Raw genomic sequence first — 21535 nt, forward strand, 5'->3', positions numbered from 1 at the left:
GCGCGAAGGGCGTGACCGGCCCCCGGGCCGCCTGAGCCAAGCTGAAGCATTCGGACCGCCGCGCCTGGAGCGCGGCGGCCGGCCTGCCCGGAACCCCGCCGCGACGCTGGGACCGCGCACCCTTCCGGAGACCGACATGAACATCCTGCTGCAGCTCATCGTGAGCGGCATCGCCGTGGGCATGATCTACGGCGTCATCGCCTTCAGCTACCAGCTCACCTTCGCCACCTCGAAGACGCTGAACTTCGGCCAGGGCGAGGCCCTGATGCTGGGGGCCCTGGTGGGCCTCACCACCATCAACTTCCTCATCGGCCAGGCGCTGGGCACGCTCTGGGCCTATCTGTTGATGCTGCCCATCGTCTTCGCCTTCGGCCTCGCCCAGGGCGCGGTGGTGGAATGGCTGGGCGTGCGCCAGGCGGTGAAGGCGAAGTCGGAAGCCGGCTGGATCATGGCGACGATCGCGCTGGGCATCATCTTCCGCAACCTTGCGGAAAACATCTGGGGCCGCGACGCGCTGCGCTTCCCTTCGCCTTTGCCGGAGGCGGCGCTCACCATCGGGCCGGTGCGCATCCAGCCCATGGAGATCGCCATCGTCATCGGCGCCCTCGCCATCATGCTGGCGGTGGAAATCTTCAACCGCCGCTCCATCTTCGGCAAGGCGGTGGTGGCCACCGCCAACGACCGCGACGCGGCGGGCCTCATGGGCATCGACACGCGACGCGTCATCACCTTTTCCTACGCCCTTTCCTCCATGACCGCCGCCTTCGCCGGCGTGCTCATCGCCCCCGTCACCCTCACCGGCGCCACCATGGGCGCGGTGCTGGGGCTGAAGGCCTTCGCCGTGGCCATCATCGGCGGCCTGTCCTCGGGCATGGGCGTCATCGTCGGCGGCCTCATCCTCGGCATCACCGAGACGCTCACCGGCTATTACATCTCCACCGGCTACAAGGACGTGCCGGGCCTCGTCCTGCTGCTGCTGGTGCTGTCCCTGAAGCCCTCGGGCCTGTTCGGCCGCGCCACCATCAAGAAGGTCTGACGGCATGCTCGCGCGCCGCATTCTCTCCGCCGGCGGGCCGCTGATTGGCCTCGCCATCCTCCTCGTCCTGCCCTTCGCGGTGACGAGCCCCTATTACCTGCACCTCACCGTCACCATCGCCATCTTCTCGATCCTGCTGCTCGGGCTCGACGTGGTGTTCGGCTATACGGGCGAGGTCTCCATCGGCCATGCGGCGCTGCTCGGCATCGGCGCCTACACGGCCGGCTGCCTCGCCATGCATTTCGGCATCGGCTTCTGGCCGGCGCTGCCGCTCGCCATCATCGTCGCCTCGGTGTTCGGCGTGGTGCTGGCGCTGCCGGCGCTGCGCGTCACCGGCCCCTACCTCGCCATGGTGACTTTGGCCTTCGGCACCATCGTGCAGATCCTCATCAACGAGATGACGGACCTCACCAACGGCCCCCTCGGCATCAAGCTCACGACCCCGCTGTTCCTCGACCTGCGCTGGCTCGGCGACACCATCCCGCTGTTCGACATGTCGCTGAAGCGTATGAAGGAAGTGGAATATTACTACATCACGGCCTTCGCTCTGGTGCTGACGCTCATCGTCATCAACCGCATCCTCGCCTCCCACCTCGGCCGCGCCTTCGAGGCGCTGCGCGACAGCCCCATCGCCTCCGACTGCATGGGCGTGTCGGTCTACAAGCACAAGGTGCTGGCCTTCGTGGTCTCGGCGGGGCTTGCCGGCCTCGCCGGCGCGCTCTTCGCCTATTCGGAACAATATATCGCGCCGAACAACTTCGGCTTCGAGCTCTCGGTGCAGTTCCTGCTGGCGGTGACGGTGGGCGGACGCAAGTCGCGCCTCGGGCCGATCCTCGGCGCGGTCATCATCGTGTTCCTGCCGAACCTGCTCTCAGACATCGAATTGTTCCGCTACATCGCCGGCGGCATCGCGCTGATCGCGGTCATCGCCGGCGCGCGGGCCTTCGTGAAGGACCCGGAGAACCGGGTGCGCAACGCCATTCCCGTGGTGCTGTGCCTCGCCTTCTTCGCCTTCTCGCTGCTGCTGCAGAAGATCACCGACTACAAGCTCGCCGTCTTCGGCGTGATGATCCTGTTCGTGGTCTATTACCTGCCGGAGGGCATCGTCGGCTTCCTGAAGCGCGCCGTCGCCCAGCTCTGGCCGAGCCTGGTGCAGACCCATGCCGTCATCCACGCCGACACCCACGGCAAGGCGGTGACGGCCACCCACGAAGGCCATGACGGCGTACTGCTGCATGTGGACAACGTGGTGATGCAGTTCGGCGGCCTGAGGGCCCTCGATCAGGTCTCCATCGAGGTGAAGCCCGGCACCATCCACGGCCTCATCGGGCCGAACGGCTCCGGCAAGAGCACCATGATGAACGTGCTCACCGGCATCTACGTGCCCACCATGGGCGCCGTCCGCTTCAAGGGGCAGGACATGGCCGGCAAGATCTCGTCGGACATCGCCGGCGAGGGCATCGCCCGCACCTTCCAGAACGTGCAGCTGTTCGCCGAGCTGACCCTCATCGAGAACGTGCTGGTGGGCCTCCACCACACCTATCAGGCGACCTTCGCCGAGGTGGCGCTGGGCCTGCCGCGCATCCGCCGGGAGGAGAAGGCGGCGCGCGAGCGGGCCATGAGCCTGCTCCACTTCGTCGGCCTCGCCGACCTCGCCAACGAGGAGGCGCGCAACCTGCCCTACGGCAAGCAGCGGCTTTTGGAGATCGCCCGCGCGCTGGCGCTGGACCCCGCTCTGCTGCTGCTTGACGAGCCCGCCGCCGGCCTCACCGCGCCGGACATCAAGCATCTGGTGGACATCATCAAGAAGGTGCGCCACGCCGGCCTCACCATCGTGCTCATCGAGCATCACATGGATGTGGTGATGGGCCTGTGCGACACGGTCACGGTGCTGGATTTCGGCCAGAAGATCGCGGAGGGCAAGCCGGCGCAGGTGCAGGCCGACGCGCGCGTGATCGAGGCCTATCTCGGCGGCGTCGCCACTGCGGCGGAATGAGGAGATCGCCATGCTCGAAGTGAACGATCTCGTCGCCGGCTACGGCAAGGTGAAGGTGCTGCACGGCCTCTCGCTCAAGGTGGAGGAAGGCCGGCTCGTCACCCTCATCGGCTCCAACGGCGCCGGCAAGACCACGACGCTGCGCGCCATCTCCGGCATGATCGCCCCGGAATCGGGAACGGTGCGGCTGGGCGGAGAGGACCTCACCGGCCTGCCCTCCTTCAAGATCACCAAGAAGGGCCTCGCCCACTCGCCCGAGGGGCGGCGCGTGTTCCCCACCCAGAGCGTGAAGGACAACCTCCTGCTCGGCGCCTTCCCCCGCCTCACCGGGGCGCGGGAGCGCGGCGACGTGGAGGGCGACCTCGACCGCATGTTCACCCTCTTCCCGCGCCTCGCCGAGCGCCGCGCGCAGCTTGCCGGCACCCTCTCCGGCGGCGAGCAGCAGATGCTCGCCATGGCCCGCGCGCTGATGCTGAACCCGCGCGTTCTGCTCCTGGACGAACCCTCCATGGGCCTCGCCCCGCGCCTCGTGGCGGAGGTGTTCGCGACCATCGCGCGGCTGAAGGACGAGAAGATCACCATGCTGCTGGTGGAGCAGTTCGCCGCCGCCGCGCTGGAGGTGGCCGACTTCGGCTATGTGCTGGAGAACGGCCGCGTCGCCGCCAAGGGCCCGGCGGAGGCGCTGCGCAACGACAGCGCCGTGCGCGCCGCCTATCTCGGCCACGCCCACTGATCCGCGCACCGGTCAGCCGCGGGCGACGATCCGGCGCGCCGTCCCGGCAGGAATGGAACGGCCGCCGCCCGCGCGTCACTCGGAGGCGGCTGGCGCGCCGGAGGGCGCCGGCGCGCTGTCGAAGTCCAGCTGCTCCAGCCGCAGGCCGCGGCGGGCGATCTTGTCGGCGGAGACGAGCACGCGGGCGACATCGTCTCCCACCTGGGAGAAGTGCTTGGCGAGGTCCCCCACCCGCTCGCGCAGGCGGTCCACGTCGGCGACCAGGGCGGCGACCTCGGCGCGCACGCGGTCGGCCTCCTCGCGCATGCGCGCATCCTTGGCGATGGCCTGCACCACCTGCACCGCCAGCATCAGCAGCGAGGGCGAGACCAGCACCACCCGCAGGCGATAGGCCTCCTGCACCACGGCATCGAAATGCTCGCTGATCTCGGCATAGACCGATTCGGACGGGACGAAGATGAGCGCCACGTCCTGGGTCTCGCCGGGCACCAGATAGCGCTCGGCCACATCGTGGACATGCTTCAGCAGGTCCGCGCGCAGGCGCTGGCCCGCCGCCTTGCGGTGCTCCGGCGACGGCGCCTCGCGGAAGGCGGTGACGGCCTCCAGCGGGAATTTGGAATCCACCAGCAGCGGCCGGGGATCGCCCGGCAGGAAGATGGCGCAGTCCGGTCGCCGGCCGGTGGTGAGGGTGTATTGGAAGGCGAAGCTGCCGCGCGGCAGGCCGTCGGCGACGATGGCCTCCATGCGGGCCTGACCGAAGGCGCCGCGCGCCTGCTTGTTGGCCAGCGTCTCGCGCAGGGAGACCACCTGGGACGACAGATCGGTGAGGCTGCGCTCGGCCGCCTCCACCATCACCAGACGCTCGGCGATGCGCGTCAGGCTTTCGTGGGTGGCGCGTGCGGCGGTCGACAGCGTCTCGCCGAGGCGGTGCGAGGTGGCGTCCAGCCGCTCGGCGACGGCGCGGGCCAATTCGCTCTGCCGCTGGGCCAGCACCTCCGTCATGCTCTGCACCCGGCCGGAGGTTTCCGCCTGGATGCGGGCGAGATCGCGCAGCCGGCGGTCCATCTCCTCGCGCCGCACCGCCTCCTCGGCGGCGGCAGCCGCCCGCGCCCGAGACTGGCGCACCAGCGAGACGAGCGACAGGAAGACCAGCAGCGCCAGAAGCCCCGCGGCGACCGCCGTCGCCTCGGCCAGGGTCACGGGCCGTCCCGCCACGCTGAAGAGCACATACGGCATGGGGTCTTCTAGCGTGATTCCCGTCTTGAACAAACGGCGAACATGTTGACCGGAACCGCCGCTTCGCTTATTTCGCTCCGATGACGATCCGGCCCATCCTCATCATCCCCGAACCCAAGCTGCGCACCACCTCCGCGGCGGTCGAGACCATCGACGGCGAGATCCGCAAGCTGGTGGACGACATGTTCGAGACCATGTACGGCGCCCCCGGCATCGGGCTGGCGGCGATCCAGGTCGGGGTCGAGAAGCGGGTGGTCACCATCGACGTGGCGCGCGAGGGCGAGGCGAAGAAGCCGGTTGCCCTCATCAACCCCGAGATCATCGCCGCGTCCGAGGAGACCTCGGTCTATAGCGAGGGCTGCCTCTCCATCCCCGAATATTACGAGGAGGTGGAGCGCCCGGCGCGGGTGACGGTGCGCTTCCTGGACCTTGAGGGCAAGATGCGGGAGGTGGAGGCGGAGGGCCTGTTCGCCACCTGCGTCCAGCACGAGATCGACCACCTCAACGGCGTCCTGTTCATCGACCACATCTCGAAGCTGAAGCGCGACCGCGTCATCAAGAAATTCACCAAGCAGGCGAAGCACAAGGCCGAGGCCTGACGCCCCGCCGCAGCGGATACGCCCAATGCGCATCGTCTTCATGGGAACGCCGGACTTCGCCGTGCCGACCCTCAGCGAGATCGTCGGCCGCGGCCACGAGGTGGTGGCGGTCTATACCCGCGCGCCCGCCCCGGCCGGTCGCCGCGGGCTCGACCTCACCCCCTCCCCGGTGCAGGCGGTGGCCGAGCGCTTCGGCCTGCCCGTCTTCACCCCCAAGAGCCTGAAGGGCGAGGCGGCGGCGGATGCGTTCCGCGCCCATGACGCCGACGTGGCGGTGGTGGTGGCCTACGGCCTCATCCTGCCCCAGGCCATCCTCGACGGGCCGCGCCTCGGCTGCCTCAACCTGCACGGTTCGCTGCTGCCCCGCTGGCGCGGCGCCGCCCCCATCCAGCGCGCCATCATGGCCGGCGATCGCGAGACCGGCGTGGCGGTGATGCGGATGGAAGCGGGGCTCGACACCGGCCCCGTGGGCCTCGTGGAGCGCATTCCCATCGGGCCCGACATGACCGCCGGCGAACTGCACGACCGCATGATGGTGCTGGGCGCGGACCTGATGGCACGGGCCCTCGCCGCGCTGGAGCGGGGCGGCCTCGCCTTCACCCCCCAGCCCGAGGCCGGCGTCGCTTATGCCGCCAAGATCGAGAAGGCGGAGACCCGCATCGACTGGAGCCGTCCGGCGTCCGAGGTCCACGATCGCATCCGCGGCCTCTCGCCCTTCCCGGGCGCCTGGTTCCCCTTCGGGCCGGACGAGGCACGGGTGAAGGTGCTGCGGTCGCGCCTTGCGGAGGGCTCCGGCGCGCCGGGCGAGGCGCTGGACGACCGCCTCACCATCGCCTGCGGCAGCGGCGCCGTGCGCCTGACCGAGTTGCAGAAGGCCGGCAAGCAGGCCGTCGCGGCCGACGCTTTCCTGCGCGGCAACGCTGTACCGGCCGGCAGCCGTCTCATTTGAATCCGTAGGTTTCCTTCAAGATCGCGAAGAGACTTTCCGCGCTCTGGCGGTCCAACTGGAGCGACTGACTGATTTTGCCGGGATTTTTGCGGCTGCCACGGCCGAAGGTGTCGATTTGGAGGAGCCGCTCCTGGCCAATATCGAATGACGCCACGTGTGCGTCGATCCTGTCGTGGATCCTCGCAATCTCCTTGTCCTGCCTTATGAAGTTTGCAACCAGTGCCACGGCAATTGCCTCCCAAGGAATGATCGGGACGTGCCACGATATAAGCTCATCATCGAATATGACGGCACCCCTTTCGCCGGCTGGCAGATGCAGGCGGACCAGCCCACGGTGCAGGGCGTGCTGACCGCGGCGTTCCGGCGCTTCTGCGGGGAGGATGTGGTGGTGGCGGGCGCCGGGCGGACCGATGCCGGCGTGCACGCGACCGGGCAGGTGGCTCATGTGGACCTTGCCCGAGACTGGCGCAGCGATACGGTGCGCGACGCCATGACGGCGCAGCTGCGTCCCCATCCGGTGGCCGTTCTGTCTGCCGAGCGGGTCCCGGACAGCTTCGATGCCCGCTTTTCGGCAACCAAGCGCCATTATCTTTACCGCATCGTTAACCGCCGTCCCGACCTTGCTCTCGACCGCGACCGGGCGTGGCGCATCCCCCAGAGGCTCGATGCCGGGGCCATGCACGCAGCGGCGCAGCTTCTGCTTGGCCGTCACGACTTTTCCACCTTCCGCGCCGCCGAGTGCCAAGCCGCCTCACCGGTGAAGACCCTGGACCAGCTGGACGTGACCCGCGACGGCGACGAAATCCGCGTCGTCACCTGTGCCCGCTCGTTTCTGCACCATCAGGTGCGCTCCATGGTGGGGTCGCTCATGCGGGTCGGCGAAGGCCGCTGGAGCGCCGGTGACCTTGCGGCAGCGCTTCATGCCGCCGACCGCACCCGCTGCGGTCCCATGGCACCGGCAGCGGGGCTTTACCTCGCCGCGGTCAGCTATTGAGGCCACGCCTCGCTTTTGCGGTCAGCGGGGCCTTAAGCGTTGATTTTCCAAGCGGAAGCCGGGCGGTGCACTTTTTTAACATTCATGGCAGGCGAGGTGCCGCAGGTGGGAACGCGAGGCGACCCTGCGGCATTCCCTCTTCAAGTCACCGAGCCGGATCAACCGTCCGGCGCGTATCGGGGACGAAAGGACCAAGGCCATGTTCGGTTTCCATCTTCCCTCCTGGGGCGCCCTGCGTCGGCCCCTCCCCTTCGCCGCTCTCCATGTGGTGGCGCGCGCCGTCCCCGTGGCGCCTTGCGGCTGGGTGTTTTTTGATGGAAGCGTCACCCGCGTCGAGACCGACGATGGGGCGGGCCTCATCATCCCCGGCGGGGCCTTCTTTCCCCGCGAGGCCCGCTGCTTCGCGACGATTGCCGAGGCGGAAGCCGAGGCGGCGCGGCTGAACGAGGCCGGGTTGTGCCTGGACCGCCCCTGGCGGGTGAAGCCGGTGTCGGCCTTCCGTCCCCAGCGCGAGCGGCTGCGCCACGCGACGGCAGCGCTCTAGTCTCTCCGATTTTCCAAATACAAAAGCCCCGCCGTCTCGCGACGGCGGGGCTTTTGTTTGCGCCGGCGGCTGCGATCAGATCGCGCCGTTGATCCACTGCACGAGCTTCGCCTTGGGGGCGGCACCCACCTGGCGGGAGGCGATCTTGCCGTCCTTGAACAGCAGCAGGGTCGGAATGGACATGATGCCGTACTTGGACGCGGTCTGCGGGTTCTCGTCCACGTTGAGCTTCACGATACGGATCTTCTCGCCCATCTCGCCGGAGACCTCCTCCAGAATGGGAGCGACCATGCGGCACGGGCCGCACCATTCCGCCCAGAAGTCCACGATGACCGGCGCGCTGGAGTTCAGCACGTCCTGGTCAAAATTCTGATCTGAAACTTTCTCGACGGCCATGACATACCTCGTAGGGCAGAACGGGGGAAACCACTGGATGTTGAGGTCAACGTAGGAAGCCCCTCCCCGTCCCGTCAAGGCGCGTCACGCCGTGGTGACACGCCGAGGCGCTCCAGCGCGGCGTTGAGCTCGGCGGGCGAGAGCAAAATCACCCGCGGCGCGGCCGTATAGACCAGCCGCGCCTCCACCGTGCGCCCGGCGAACACCTGCGACAGAACAGCGCCATAGACGGCGAGCTGCGCCACATAGCCCGCGCCCGCCGCCGCGCCTTCGTCCGGGGGCACCCTGTCGGTCTTGAAATCAGCCACGACGATCCGCTCCTGGCCCACCGCGAGACGGTCGATGCGACCGGAGACGTGAAGCGGGACGCCGTCCGCGTCCCACAGCCGGCCGACCACCGGCACCTCAGCCCGGCTTCCCGCGCCGAACAGGTCCGCGATAGGCGCATGGCCGAGAACGCCCAGGGCTTCGTCCAGCACCTCGCGATGCAGGGCATCCGGGAGACCGGAGGCGGCATGGCGTAGCAGGCGCAGCCCCGCAGCCGTCCACTCGTCGGGAGCGATCTCCGGCAGGCCGGCGATGAGGCGATGCACCAGATCGCCTCGCACCAGGGGAGGCAGCGGGGATTCGGGAGATGGGGTGCGCAGGCCCGAACCGGCGGTCTCCGCATCGATCCCGAGCCCCGAAGGCGTCAAACGGCGCGGAGCGAGTGCGACAGGCGGCGGGCCGCTGAAGGCCGGCAGGGGCGCTCCACCGGCCTCCGCGAGGGCGATAGGCGCCGGACCGACGGCGGCAAAGCCCGGCCCCTTGCGCCAGCGCAGCACCCGCCCTTCGAAGCCGAGCGCGTCCCGTTCCTCGGCCTCCGGCTCAAGGGCCGCGCGCACCAGATCGTACCAGCACCCCTCGGGCCGGGCGTTGTCCTTGCCCCTGGCTGGTGCCCGCGTCTCCGCCCCGCACACCACCAGCGCGTCCTCGGCGCGGGTGAGCGCCACGTAGAGCAGGCGGCGATGCTCTTCCAGCTCGCGCGCCGCGGCGGCGGCGCGGGCGGCGGCGAGCACGGCCGGGTCCTCCGCCTTGCGCGGCGCCAGGACCGGCACGTCGCCGTCCGCCCCGGGCAGGCGCAGCAGCCCGCCGGAGGTGCGCGGACGCGGCATGTCCACCGTGTCGGCGAGGATCACCAGCGGGGCCTCCAGCCCCTTGGCGCCGTGGGCGGTCATCACCCGCACCTCGTCGCGGCCGCTCTCCATGTCGCGCTTGGTCTCGGCACCGCCGCGCCGCAGGAAGGCGAGAAAGCCGGCAAGGCTCGCCGGTTCGCCCGATTCGTAGGTGCGGGCGAGCGCCATGAATTCGTCGAGCACGTCGGCTGCCTCGGGGCCGAGCCGCGCCAGCATGGCGCGCCGACCGCCATCGCGCCCCAGCACGCGGGCGTAGAAATCGAACGGCCGCGCCGCCAGCGCCTCGTCCCGCCATGCGGCGAGGCGGCGCGCGGCGGCGGCAAGGCGCGGATCGTCCGCGGCGGCCAGCACGGCGCCGAGCCGCCCGCCGCGCTCCGGGCACAGGGCCATGAGGTCGGTGTCGTCGAAGCCGAACAACGGGCTCTTCAGCAGCGCCGCCAAGGCGAGGTCGTCGTCCGGCGAGAGCACGGCATCGCCGAGCGCCATCAGATCAAGGGCGGCGATGTGCTCGGGCACCACGAGGCGGTCGGCGCCCGCCACCTGCACGCGGGGATCGTTCAATTCCTTCAGGGCGCGGATCACCGCCTCGAACACCCGTCCGCGCCGGCGCACCAGCACCAGCACGTCGCCCGCGCGCAGGGGACGCCCCTCGCGCGAGGGCATGGCGAGGCCCTGGGTGATGCCGGCCTGGATGAAGCGGGCGATGCGCGCGGCGAGCCGGCTCACCGGGTCATCCGCCGGCACCTCGTCCAGCGGCCGGCGCCAGTTGTCGGGCTCCACACGCGGCTCGGGCGTGGTGGTGGGCCAGATCTCCACCAGCGCCGGAGCCCCCGCACGGATGGCGGCGTGCACCGGCGGCGCCGGATCGAGGGTGAGGCCCGAATAGGCCTCCACCCGGCTGAAGATGGTGTCCACCGCCTCCAGCACACCGGGGGCGGAGCGGAAGGAATGGGGCAGCTCCACCCGCCGGAAGGCCTCGTCGCCCACCTTGCGGGCGAAGGTGGTGCGCATCTCGCCGAATGCCCTCGGGTCCGCGCCCTGGAAGGAGAAGATGGACTGTTTCTCGTCGCCCACCACGAAAATGGTGCGGGTCACGCCGGCCCGCGCCCCCTCGCCGGAGAAGAAATCGGAGGCGAGGCCCTCCACCACCTTCCACTGGTCGGGGCTCGTGTCCTGCGCCTCGTCCACCAGGATGTGGTCGATGCCCTGGTCGAGCTTGTACTGCACGAAGGTCGGCTGCTCGGCGAGCAGGCTCGCCGCCTTGGCGATGAGGTCGTCGAAATCGAGCAGTCCGCGCGCCGCCTTCTCCGCCCCGTAGCGCCGGCAGGCCTCGGCGCCCAGGGTGAGGGCCGCGCCGGTGCGCTCCAGGGTGAAGGCGGCCTTCAGCCGGTCGTCCAGGGCGGCCAGCCGGTCGCGCTCGGCGCGCAGGCGCTCCGCAAGGTCGGGATGGGCCGAGGCAAAGCCCTTGGTGAGGAACCGCGCCTCGGCCCGCAGGCCATCCTTGGTGAAGAACACCCGCCGCCACGCGACGAGGGCCGAGGCGTCGTCCCCGGCCGCGGCGGCCGCCGCCATGTCCTCGCCCCGCTCGCGCTCGGTGGGCTTGTCCGCATCCATCAGCAGCGCCGCCACCGCCGCCCATTCGGCGCGCGGCAGGTGCGGGCTCGCCAGCATCTCGGCCTCCACCTCGCCGACGCTCAGGCCAGGCGGCAGGCCGAGGGCGCGCGCCACCGCCGCACGCCGCGCCGCCGGCGTCTCGCCCAGCGGCTGGATGCGGGCGCGCAGGGCGATGGCCGCCTCGATCAGCTCGGTGAGGCCCCGATCGGAAATGTCCTCGGTCAGCCGTGCCAGCGCCTCTCCGGAGGCGGAGTCGGGTGCGCCGCTGGCGGCCACCACCAGATCGGCGCGGATGCGCGCCATCAGCTCCTGGCGCGCCGCCTCGTCCAGTTCGCGGAAGCCGGCCGCGACGTCGGCCTCGAAGGGGAAGCGGTGCAGCAGGCCGCCGCAGAAGGCGTGGATGGTCTGGATCTTCAGCCCGCCCGGCGTCTCCAGCGCGGCCGCGAACAGCCTGCGGGCCGGTGCCCGCAGGCCCGCATCGGCGGGCGCGCCCACCGCCTCGGCGATGGCGGCGTCGAGATCGCCATCGCCCATGCGCGCCCAGCGGCCGAGGATGGCGAGCACCCGGTTGGCCATGTTGGCGGCAGCGGCCTTGGTATAGGTCAGGCACAGGATGCGCCCCGGCGGCGTCCCCGCCAGCAGCAGGCGGATCACCCGGCGCGCCAACACATGGGTCTTGCCGGAGCCGGCATTGGCCGAGACCCAGGCGGACACGGCAGGGTGCGAGGCCTCGGCCTGGCGCCGGGTCGCCTCCGCCTTGGGGGAGCTTGTGGCCTCAAGCGCGCTCATTCGCCCTCCTCCCCCGACAGCGCCCACTCGCGCACCCGGGCGAGATGGTCGTAATCGCCATAGCGGCCGGCCCATTGCGGCGCGGCGAGGGAGCGATAGCCCTGCGCCACATTCTCGAACGCCTTCAGCAGGCTTTCGAGGCCGGCGAGGGCGTCGTTAGCAAGATCCGCGGTGGAGCGGTCCTTGACCCTGACCGGCTTTTCCTCGCCGCCGGTGGCGCCGCCCTTCAGCTCGACATAGAGCAGTTCCTCCACCGGCGCCGCCGGCACGTTGCGGAAGGCGCCGCGCTGAGCCATGGCCGCCTCCAGCGGCAGCTGCGGCGAGAGCGAGGCGGCCTGCTTGGCGCTCGGCGCCGAGCCGGTCTTGTAATCGACGATGTTGAGCGCTCCGTCGCGGCGCATCTCGATGCGGTCGGCCCGGCCGGTAAGGTGGAAGGTGGAGGACGCGAGCGCGATCTCCAGCCGTCCCCCCGCCTCCGCCGCCACCCCGTCGAGATCCATCCGCCGCTCCAGCTCGAAGGCGACGAGGAAGGCCGCCGCCCGCTCGAAGCGCGCCCACCACAGAGCGTGCTCGGCGGGAAAGGCCGCGAGCGGCGCAAACGCGCGGCGCCCCTCTTCCAGCAGCCGCTCCAGTGCGTCGGGCGGCAGCTCGCGCGGAAATGCGGCGGTGAAGCGGCCGATGGCCTCGTGCAGCGCGGTGCCGCGCTCCGCCCCGCCCGGAACCGCGTCGAGCGGGTCGAGGGGCACGAGGCCGAGCACGTGGCGGGCATAGATGGAATACGGATCGCGCAGGAAGGTCTCGATCTCCGTCACCGACAATTGCCGCGGGCGCAGCGCCAGCGGCGGCGCCGGCGCCGGGCGGGTGGCGCGGGGCACGGCCGGGGCATCGTCGAGCCGGCGGGCGGCCTGCATGAAGCGGGCGCCGCGCCCGCACGCCGCCGTCCATTCCGCCTCGCCGGCCACCGTCTTCAGGCGCTGCAGGAAGCGCGAGGGCACGCTCTGGGTGCCGCCCACCTTGGCGGCGAAGGTCAGCACCACTTCGCGGGCGCCGAACGCCTGGGCGAAATCGTGCGCCGAAAGGCCGATGCGGCGCTCGGGCACGTCGAGCCCCAGCGTGCTGCGCATGGGCCGGCTCAGCCAGGGGTCGGTCTGGGCGATCTGCGGCCACGCGCCTTCCACCAGCGCGCCGAGCACCACGCGGTTCACATATACGAGGCGGGCCTCCAGCGGCCCGAGGATGCGGATGCGCGCATCAGGCTCCGCCCGCGGGCGCACCATGGCGTCGGCGAAGAGCGCGCCGGCCGCCTCGGCATAAGCGGAAAGGTCGAGGCCGGGGCCATCCGCCGCCACCTCGCCCAGCATGTCGAAGGTGCGGGCGAGGGCCGCCTCGGCCGGGTCCTCGGCCTCGGGATCGAGCGGCCCCGCCGCGGCGACGCACGCGGCACGATGGGCGGCCACCAGCTCGGCCAGCGGCACGGCGCCGTGACGGTCGCCCAGCGCCAGCAGCGGCCCAAGGGCGGCGTCGAGCCGGTCCACCAGGTCGCCGGCGCGGGCGATGGCGCGGCCGTCCAGCCGGCGGCGCGGATCCAAGCGGCGGCAGCTCTCGGGGTCGAAGCCGGCGAGGGCCGCGCGCAGGCCCTCGATGCCGGCGGCCGGCCGCGGACCGCGCAAGGCGGCAAGCTCCAGGGCCGCCACCGCCTCGGCCTTCGCCGCCGCGTCGAGGCCGAAGCGAGCGCCGGGATGGGTGAGCAGCGCGAACAGCGGCACCGGCGCCAGGGCCTCCGCCGCGGCGGCCGCGATGAGCCCGGCGAGCCGGCCGGCCGGACTGTCCGCAAGCGGCGTGCCGGCGGAATCATCCAGCGCCACGCCGAAGCGCGCCATTTCCGCCGCCACGCGGCGCGCGAGGTCGCGGTCCGGCGTCACCAGGGCCGCGGTCTCGCCCGGCCGTTCCAGGCTGTCGCGCAGGAGCAGAGCGACGGCGAGGGCTTCGGCCCGCGGGTCGTCCGCCTCCACCACGCTGATGCCGGCCATGGCGGCGGCGAGGGCGTCGGGCGGCAGGCGGTCGGACAGGGTCGCCCAGAGGTCCGAGGTCTCGGCCTGGCGCAGCGCCTCGCCCATCAGCACCTCGCGGCCGAACGGGGCGGGCGGCGCCAGCGCGCACACCTCGCCGCGCGTGACGCCGAGGGTGCCGATGAGCCGCGCGAGGCCGAATTGCGGATGGTCCGGCGCCCCATCCCTCGGATCGGCGATGCGCTCGAACGAGGGCGCGTCGAGGCCGAGGTCGAGGCCCGGCAGCACCACGGCGCCGAGGGGCAGGCTGGCAATGGCCTTCAGAAGGCGCGCCGTCGCCGGCATGGAGCCGGTGGAGCCGGCGGCGATCACCGGCCCCGCCGCGGCACCGAGCCCGGTCAGGCGCCGCGCCTCGGCATCCACCAGCGCGTCGCGGCGGAAGGCCGGCTCCACCAGGCCGGCCGCTTCGAGATAGGCGGTGAATGCGCGCCGGGCGATGCGTACGAAATCCAGTCCCACCTTGAAGTAGCGGTCGAGCTCGTCGGGCACGAGACCGTCGAGCTGCTCCACCTCAAGGCCGGCGGTGGTGAGATCGTCGAACAGGGCGCCGAGGGCGTCGGCCAGGGCGAAGGTGGCGCCGGTGCCGGCCGCCACCGCCTCGCGTCCCGCCGCCTTGGACAGGGTATCGCGCCAGTGGGCCACCAGCCGGGCAAGCACCAGACGGCGATGCACCGGCGAGATGGCGTGCGGCGCGGCGAGGACCGGGGCGTCCTCGGAAAAGGCGAGGGCGTCCTCGTCCACGTCGCCCAGCGGAACGATGCGCGGCAGCAGCAGCGCCGTGCCGCCCGACGCCTCCAGCAAGGCCTCGGCGAACAGGCGCCCGGCGCGCCGGGTGGGCAGGAACACGGTGGCCCCGGCGAGCGCCAGCGGATCGCCGCGCGGGCCGAAGCCCTCCACCAGCGCCCCGTCGAGCAGCGCCCGCGCCAGCGTCGGCAGGAACGGGGCGGACGGCGGAATCGTGAGCACGCGCGGCACTCTCGGCCTCCTGCGGTCTTTGGCCCGATCCGACCGGGCGGCCTCAGTCGCTGGAGCGCTGGATCGCCTCCTCGGCGAGCGCGATGGCGTCGGGCGTGCCCACATGCATCCAGATGCCGTCGAGCCGCAAGCCGAAGAGCCGGTCCGCCTCGCCGGCGCGGTCGAACACCCGGTTGAGCGAGAAGGCGCCGTCCGGCATCCCTTCGAACAGGCGGGGGGCGAGCACGGCGGCTCCGGCATAGACGAAGGGCGCCACCAGGCGCTCGGCCCGCCGCGTCAGCCGGCCCATCTTGTCCATCTGGAAATCGCCCATGCCGTCATAGCCGATGGAATGGGCGGCGGAGGCGAGCAGCAGCAGCGCATCCATGCGCTCGGGATCGAAATGCTCGGTCAGGCGGACGAGGTTGGGCCACATGCCCTCGATCCAGATGGTATCGGAATTGATGACGAGGAAGGGCGCGGCACCGAGCAGCGGCAGCGCCTTGCGCACCCCGCCGCCGGTCTCCAGCAGCAGGGCGCGCTCGTCGGACAGCACCACCTCGGGCGCGCCGGCGCGCGCTTTCAGATGCGCTTCCAGCATGTCGGCATGGTGGTGGAGGTTGACCACGGCGCGCGGGATGCCGGCCGCGGCGACGCGATCGAGCACGTGATCCACCAGCGCCTTGTGCTCCACTTCCACCAGCGGCTTGGGACGGCTGTCGGTCAGCGGGCGCATGCGCGTGCCAAGCCCGGCGGCGAGCACCATGGCGGTGGTTACGGCGGGTCCTGTCTCGGTCACGCGGCGAGATCCTTCGATGGCAGCACCGCCTCGTACCAGGAGCGGAGCGAGCCGAGTTCCTGATGTCCGAGGCAGCGCGCGAGATGGCGGCGGATGCGCGGCAGGTGCTTCAGATAGTGGGGCTTGCCGTCGCGATCATTGAGCCGTGTGAAGATGCCGAGAATCTTGGTCGCCCGCTGCGCGCCCATGAGCGCGTAGGTGCGGGTGAAGCCGCGCGCGTCGAAGCCGGGGTCGGCGGCCTGCCGGCGCCGCACATAATCGCCCACCAGCTGCAGCTCCAGCTCTTCCGGCACGTCCACGCGGGCGTCCTGCGCCAGCGACACCACGTCGTAGGCGGCGGGCCCCAGCACCGCATCCTGGAAGTCGATGAGGCCGATGCGGCGCAGGCCCTCGCGGCCGGGCAGCCAAATGAGGTTCGGCGAGTGATAGTCGCGCAGCACCCAGGTCGCGGGCTCGGCCATGGCCGGGTTGAGGGCGCTGCGCCACAGCAAATGGAATTCCTCGCGCATCACTCCGTCGAGCCGGATACCGCGGGACGGCAGATACCAGTCCAGCATCAGGTCGATCTCGGTGAGCATGGCGGCGACGTCATACGCCGGCAGCGCGCGCTCCACCCGCGGCGCGACGTTCAGCGTGCGCGGCAGGGCGCGGGTGTGGAGGGCGGCGAGCACCTCCATCGCCACCCCGTAGCGCTCCGGCACCGGCGCCGGAGGGTTGCCGGCGGCGACGCCTTCGCGGCCAAGGTCCTCCAGCACGAGGAGACCCGCCTCCAGGTCGGCGGAATAGATCTGCGGCGCCGAGAGGCCCTGCGCCAGCAGGGCGCGGTCCATGGCGACGAAGGGCTTCACGTCCTCGGCGAGGTGGACCAGCTGGCTGTAGGGCAGGCCGCGCTTCAGGGCCGGCCCGTCCGGCTGGCGCGGCGCGTTCATCACGATGGCCGAGCGGCCGGGCAGCACGAGGCGGCTGTAGGAGCGGCTGGAGGCGTCGCCCTGGAGGAACAGGCGGGCGGCCTTGGCGAAGCCGCTCTGCTCGATCAGCCCCTCGGCGATCATCAGCCGGTCGAGCCTCGGGCCGACGCTGCCGTGGCCGGTGACCACGGCGATGCGGGCATCGGGGCCGAGGCCCTCGGCATCCGCCGTGCCGGAGGCAAGATAGAGCTCCACGTCGAGCCGGTCGGCGGGCAGGCGCGCCTCGGCGCGGTCGGCCCATTCCACCAGCAGGAGCGCGTTCTCGCGCGCCTCGTCCCAGCCGAGCTCGTCCAGCTCATCCTCGTCCTGGATGCGGTAGAGGTCGGCATGCACCACGCGGCCGCGGGGAAAATCGTAGGAGATGAGGATCGGGAAGGTGGGGCTCGGCACATCCACCGCGGGATCATCGGCGAACAGGCGGATGAAGGCGCGGGCGAACTCGGTCTTGCCGGCGCCGAGGTCGCCTGTGAGGGTGATGGTGTCCTTCGGGCCGAACCAGGACGCCAGCATGGCGGCAAGGCGCGCCGTGGCGTCGAGGTCGGCGAGCACCACGCGGCAGGCGACGGGCTGTCCCTCCAGGCGTTCGAGCACGAGACTCATTCGGCGGCCTCTCGCCGGCGCTCGCCGGTCAACGGGAAGATGCAGGTGGCGAGCGTGCCGCGCCCGGCCGAGGCCGGCCCGACGCTCACCGAGCCGCCGTGCAGGGTCACGAACGAGCGCACGATGGCAAGGCCGAGGCCGACGCCCCGGTGGCGCGGCGCGGCGCTGCGGCTCTCGAAGCGCTCGAACAGCGAGCCGGCGACCTCGGCGGGAACCCCCGGACCCTCGTCGCGCACGGTGAAGATCAGCGCGCCGTCGCGCCGCACCACCCCGAGGCCGACGGTGCCGCCGGGCGGCGACACGGCGATGGCGTTGGACAACAGGTTGAAGAGGATCTGCCGCAGCCGCCGCGCATCGGCCACGAAGCGGCCGGCGGCCGGGTCGATGCTCAGCGCCAGCTCCAGCCCCGCCTCCGCCACCGGATCGCGCACCGCCTCGGCGACGGAGAGCACCATGTCGCGGACGTCCACCTCGGCGAGGTCCAGCTCCATGGCGCCGGCGTCGATGGTGGCGAGATCGAGGATGTCGTCGATGAGCGCCCTGAGCAGGTCCGACGACAGGCGCATGTGCTCCAGATAGTCGCGCTGGCGGTCGTTGAGCGGGCCGGCGAGGCCCTCGCGCAGCATGTCGGCGTAGCCCATCAAGGTATTGAGGGGCGTGCGCAGATGGTAGGAGACGTGGCCGACGAAGGCGTTCTTCAGCTTGTCCGCCGCTTCCAGCGCCTCGGCCCGCTCGGTCAGCGCCCGCTCCACCTTCACGCTGTCGGTGACATCGCGGAAGGTCACCATGGTGGCGCCGTCGGGAAGGGGCTGGGTGGCGCCGTCCAGCACGCGGCCGTCCGGCCGGTCGATGCGCAGCGCCACCGCCTCGCGCGGGCCGATGGTGGTGACGGCATGGCGGATGCGGGCGAAGGCCTGCGTCTCGCCGTAGAGCGGCCGGCACATGGCGGCCACCGCATCCACGTGGGGCTTGGCGCCCATGGCCTGGGGGTCCAGCGACCACAGAGCGAGGAAGGCCTGGTTGTAGAGATTGAGCCGCCCGTCGGCGCCGAACACCGCCACCGCCTCGGCGAGGCCGTCCAGCGTCTCGCCCTGGATGCGGATGAGGCTGTTGTAGCGCCCCTCCAGGGCGAGGTGCTCCGACAAATCGTCGAACAGATAGGTGATGCCGCCCTCCGCATTGGGCGTGACCACCACCCGCAGCATCTGCCCGCCGGGCAGGTGCCACCAGTCGTTCACCGGCTCGATGGCGCGGTAAGCCTCGCGCAGCTGGGCGCGCCAGGCGCGGAAGTCCGCCTGCTCGGGCACCTTGCGGCGGGTGCGCAGGTCTTCCAGGATCTCGCCCTCCGCCGGCTTGGCGTCGAGGAAGGCGGGCGCGAGGTCGAACAGGCGCTCGTAGGCGGCATTGTGGAACACCAGCCGCTCGTCGGCGCCGAAGATGGCGACCGCGGTGGTCAGCTGGTCGAGGGTGCGGCGATGGGCGGCCACCGTCCGCTCGGTCTCGGCGCGGGCATCCTCCTCGCCGGTCACGTCGAAGGCGAGGCCGGCGGTGCCGAAGGCGCCGGCCACCTCCACCACGTCGAGCTGGCGCCTGCGGCCGTGGGCCACCGTCTTGACCCGCTGGTGGAAATGTCCGCCCTCGCCCTCCGCCGTGGCAGCGGCCGAGCGGGTCCGCGCATCGAGCAGGTCGAGCCCGCCGGCGCGGGCCTCCTCGGCGGACGCCGCGCCCACCGCCGCGACGAAGGCGGGATTGACGTAAGCAAGGCTGCCGTCGGGCCGGCGCAGCCAGGCCGGCGCCGGGGCGGCTTCGAGCGCAGCGCCTAGCCCCTCCGCCACCCCTTCCAGAACCGCGGGATCGGGCCCCGCCGCCTCGGGCCGCAGGAGCAGCACGCCGGCGCCGCCGAGGCTGCGGCCGTCGAGCCGCACCGGTCCGCCCGGCGTGTCGAGGGCGAGGGAGACGGCGCCGTCTTCGCGCCTCAGCCGCGCGAGCGCCGCGTCGAGGGCCGGAGCGGCCGGGCCGAGGCCGGCGCGCAGCGCCTCGGGCGTCGCGCCATGGACGTCCACCGCCCCGTTGGCGCCGCTCCAGGTCATGAAGGCCGGCGCGCCGGCGGCGAGCAGGGTGCGCGCAGCGTGGGCCTCCGCCCGGGCGCGGGCGGCGGCGGCGGCGGCCGTGCGGGCGCCCTCCTCCGCCGTGTCCACCCGCGTGCGAAGCGTGGAGGCCATGTGGTGGGCCCGCAAGGCGAAGAGCCCCACCACGGCCAGAGACCCGAGGGCGAGCACCGGCCACAGGGCGGCGAGCCCGGTGTGCACCACGTCCCAGTCAGCGGCGGCAACCGGCGTGGCAGCGCCGGCCAGAGCGGACGCGCAGAGCAAGGTGGCGGCGTGGGCGCGAAGCGAACGGAAGCGGGCGTGCACGCGGACAGGGCGTGCGGGGGATGGCGTGCACGGCGCGGGTCCGCCAGCGCGCCCGCGCGCAGGCAGCTCAGCGCCCTTGCGCCGGATGCCCCTCATCCGGATGCGCTCCGCCATTCGCCCCGGTGTCCTTCCCCTGCCCGACGGGCGCCGCAGCCTCTCTCCGGCGACCCGCGAATCATCGCGGCAGAATACCGGAGCCGCCCGCCGCATTGAAGGGCGGACCGCCGGGCGCCCACAAGGGGACGGCGGCGACACGCCCCGCGGCGGGCCATGCTGGAGCGTGGCCGCAGCATCCCTCTCGCGGCGGGCGGGATCGGCGAAGGTAGCCGCGCCGCAGGGGAGAGCGGCGCGGGCGCGTCGGCGATCAGGCCAGCATCTCGGCCAAGGTCAGGGCGATCACCAGCGTCGCCTTGTCGAGATCGGCGAGCAGCAGATTTTCGTCCGCGCGGTGGCCGTTGGCCTCCTCGATGGTGTGGGGACCCGCGCCATAGAGCACCACCGGCACCCCGGCCTCGGCATAGAGGCGGGCATCGGTATAGAGCGGCACGCCGGTGGTCTTCACCTCTTCCCCGGTCACGGCGGAGGCGTTGCGGCAGAGGATGCCGGCCAGATGCAGGGCGCCCTGCCCCGGAACCAGAGGCCGGGCCAGCAGGATGCGCCGCACTTCGGCCTTCGCCTTCGACCCCGCCAGGGCTCCGGCGATCACCTCGCGCACCTGCGCCTCCACCGCCTCGGGATTTTCGCCGGGCACGATGCGGCGGTCGAGGCGGAAGGTCACGCGGTCGGGCACCACATTGGTGTTGATGCCGCCGGAGATGAGGCCGACCGTGAGCTGCGGCGCGCCGATGCCCGGCACGTCGGAGACCTTGTCCTTCAGCGTGTCGCGATAGGCATAGAGCGCGGTGAGAACCTGCGTCGCCGCATCGAGCGCGTCGATGCCGGTGAAGGGCAGCGCGGCGTGGGCCGACTTGCCGATCACCTCCACCTCCAGGTGCAGGCAGCCGTTGTGTGCCACCACCACCGCATAGGAGAAGCCGGCGGAGACGGCGTAGTCCGGCTTGGTGAGCCCGGTCTCCAGGATCCAGCCCGGCCCCACCTCGCCACCGATCTCCTCGTCATAGGTCAGGTGCAGCTCGACCGTGCCCTTCAGCTTCAGGCCGGAGCGCTTCAGCGCATCGAGGGCGAAGGCATAGGTGGCGAAATCCGACTTGGAGACGGCGACGCCGCGGCCATACATGCGCCCATCCACCACCTGCGCGCCGTAGGGATCCTTGGTCCAGCCCTCGCCGGGGGGCACCACGTCGCCATGGGCGTTGAGGGCGATCACCGGCCCGCCGCTGTCCCCCTCGCCGAAGCGGTGGCGGACGATGAGGTTGGTGGCCGAGATCATTCCCGCCGCCTTCACCCTGTCGGCCGGCACGCTGTGGCGCTCCACCTTGTAGCCGAGCGCCTCCAGCAGCTCGGCCGCGCGCGCCGCATGGGGGGCGCAGTCGCCGGGCGGGTTGTCGGACGGCACCTTCACCAGCTCGGCCAGGAACTGGTGCTGCGCCTCGGTGCGCGCGGCGATCAAGGCGCGAAGGGTGTCGGCGGTGGAGACGTCGGCAGACATTTGGATCTTCCTTGTTGGTGGGCGGACCGCAGGCCCGCCGGTGCTGGCATCCGGTGAAAGG

General features: G+C 71.7%; 16 protein-coding genes. 7 read left to right on the forward strand and 9 right to left on the reverse strand.

What is annotated here, in order from left to right; translation table 11 throughout:
* Positions 1-136: 136 nt before the first annotated feature.
* The 3 genes from ABLE93_RS03735 to ABLE93_RS03745 are packed head-to-tail and all read left to right on the forward strand — an operon-like array spanning position 137 to position 3765.
* Positions 137-1036, forward strand: coding sequence for a branched-chain amino acid ABC transporter permease (locus ABLE93_RS03735; protein ID WP_348837996.1), 900 nt, complete (start codon positions 137-139; stop codon positions 1034-1036).
* Between the two features lie 4 nt (positions 1037-1040).
* On the forward strand, positions 1041-3032 hold the full coding sequence (locus tag ABLE93_RS03740; protein WP_348837997.1) for a branched-chain amino acid ABC transporter ATP-binding protein/permease: 1992 nt from the start codon (positions 1041-1043) through the stop codon (positions 3030-3032).
* A 10-nt stretch (positions 3033-3042) separates the two neighbouring features.
* On the forward strand, positions 3043-3765 hold the full coding sequence (locus ABLE93_RS03745) for an ABC transporter ATP-binding protein (protein WP_348837999.1): 723 nt from the start codon (positions 3043-3045) through the stop codon (positions 3763-3765).
* A 75-nt stretch (positions 3766-3840) separates the two neighbouring features.
* Here the strand turns inward: ABLE93_RS03745 and ABLE93_RS03750 are convergent, their stop codons facing one another.
* Entirely contained in the window at positions 3841-5001 is a 1161-nt protein-coding gene (locus ABLE93_RS03750) for a DNA recombination protein RmuC (RefSeq protein ID WP_348838000.1), read from the reverse strand.
* Positions 5002-5081: 80 nt separating this feature from the next.
* Between ABLE93_RS03750 and def the strand changes: the two genes are divergently transcribed.
* Complete coding sequence (gene def / locus ABLE93_RS03755; RefSeq protein WP_348838001.1) at positions 5082-5600, forward strand: peptide deformylase; 519 nt, start codon at positions 5082-5084, stop codon at positions 5598-5600.
* Between the two features lie 25 nt (positions 5601-5625).
* The gene (fmt, locus tag ABLE93_RS03760; protein ID WP_348838003.1) at positions 5626-6549 is read left to right on the forward strand and encodes a methionyl-tRNA formyltransferase; all 924 of its coding nucleotides are present in this window, start codon (positions 5626-5628) and stop codon (positions 6547-6549) included.
* Here fmt and ABLE93_RS03765 read toward each other — a convergent pair.
* Positions 6542-6775 carry a methionyl-tRNA formyltransferase gene (locus ABLE93_RS03765; RefSeq protein ID WP_348838004.1) on the reverse strand — a complete coding sequence of 78 codons (234 nt, stop codon included), beginning with the start codon at positions 6773-6775 and terminating at the stop codon, positions 6542-6544. The genes fmt and ABLE93_RS03765 overlap by 8 nt on opposite strands.
* 30 nt (positions 6776-6805) lie before the next feature.
* On the opposite strand from ABLE93_RS03765, the gene truA reads away from it, so the two are divergent.
* A complete protein-coding gene (gene truA, locus ABLE93_RS03770; protein WP_348838005.1) occupies positions 6806-7543 on the forward strand; it encodes a tRNA pseudouridine(38-40) synthase TruA in 738 nt (245 codons plus the stop codon).
* Positions 7544-7742: 199 nt separating this feature from the next.
* Complete coding sequence (locus tag ABLE93_RS03775) at positions 7743-8087, forward strand: hypothetical protein (RefSeq protein WP_348838006.1); 345 nt, start codon at positions 7743-7745, stop codon at positions 8085-8087.
* Between the two features lie 75 nt (positions 8088-8162).
* Here ABLE93_RS03775 and trxA read toward each other — a convergent pair whose 3' ends face one another.
* The 7 genes from trxA to ABLE93_RS03810 form a co-directional block, all read right to left on the reverse strand.
* On the reverse strand, positions 8163-8483 hold the full coding sequence (gene trxA, locus ABLE93_RS03780; RefSeq protein ID WP_348838007.1) for a thioredoxin: 321 nt from the start codon (positions 8481-8483) through the stop codon (positions 8163-8165).
* Positions 8484-8557: 74 nt separating this feature from the next.
* Positions 8558-12061, reverse strand: a complete 3504-nt coding sequence (gene addA / locus ABLE93_RS03785; protein WP_348838009.1) for a double-strand break repair helicase AddA — start codon at positions 12059-12061, stop codon at positions 8558-8560.
* Positions 12058-15105, reverse strand: a complete 3048-nt coding sequence (gene addB / locus ABLE93_RS03790) for a double-strand break repair protein AddB (RefSeq protein WP_348838010.1) — start codon at positions 15103-15105, stop codon at positions 12058-12060. The genes addA and addB overlap by 4 nt, the downstream gene beginning before the upstream one ends.
* A gap of 43 nt (positions 15106-15148) precedes the next feature.
* Positions 15149-15850, reverse strand: coding sequence for a nucleotidyltransferase family protein (locus ABLE93_RS03795; RefSeq protein ID WP_348838473.1), 702 nt, complete (start codon positions 15848-15850; stop codon positions 15149-15151).
* A gap of 29 nt (positions 15851-15879) precedes the next feature.
* On the reverse strand, positions 15880-17451 hold the full coding sequence (tsaE, locus tag ABLE93_RS03800; protein ID WP_348838011.1) for a tRNA (adenosine(37)-N6)-threonylcarbamoyltransferase complex ATPase subunit type 1 TsaE: 1572 nt from the start codon (positions 17449-17451) through the stop codon (positions 15880-15882).
* Positions 17448-19865, reverse strand: a complete 2418-nt coding sequence (locus ABLE93_RS03805; RefSeq protein ID WP_348838012.1) for a sensor histidine kinase — start codon at positions 19863-19865, stop codon at positions 17448-17450. The genes tsaE and ABLE93_RS03805 overlap by 4 nt, the downstream gene beginning before the upstream one ends.
* A gap of 364 nt (positions 19866-20229) precedes the next feature.
* Positions 20230-21474 (reverse strand): ArgE/DapE family deacylase, encoded by a 1245-nt coding sequence (locus tag ABLE93_RS03810; RefSeq protein WP_348838013.1) that lies wholly within the window; start codon positions 21472-21474, stop codon positions 20230-20232.
* Positions 21475-21535: the final 61 nt, after the last annotated feature.

Origin of the sequence: Xanthobacter pollutisoli, from assembly GCF_040044995.1 — a bacterium.
Taxonomy (GTDB): domain Bacteria; phylum Pseudomonadota; class Alphaproteobacteria; order Rhizobiales; family Xanthobacteraceae; genus Xanthobacter.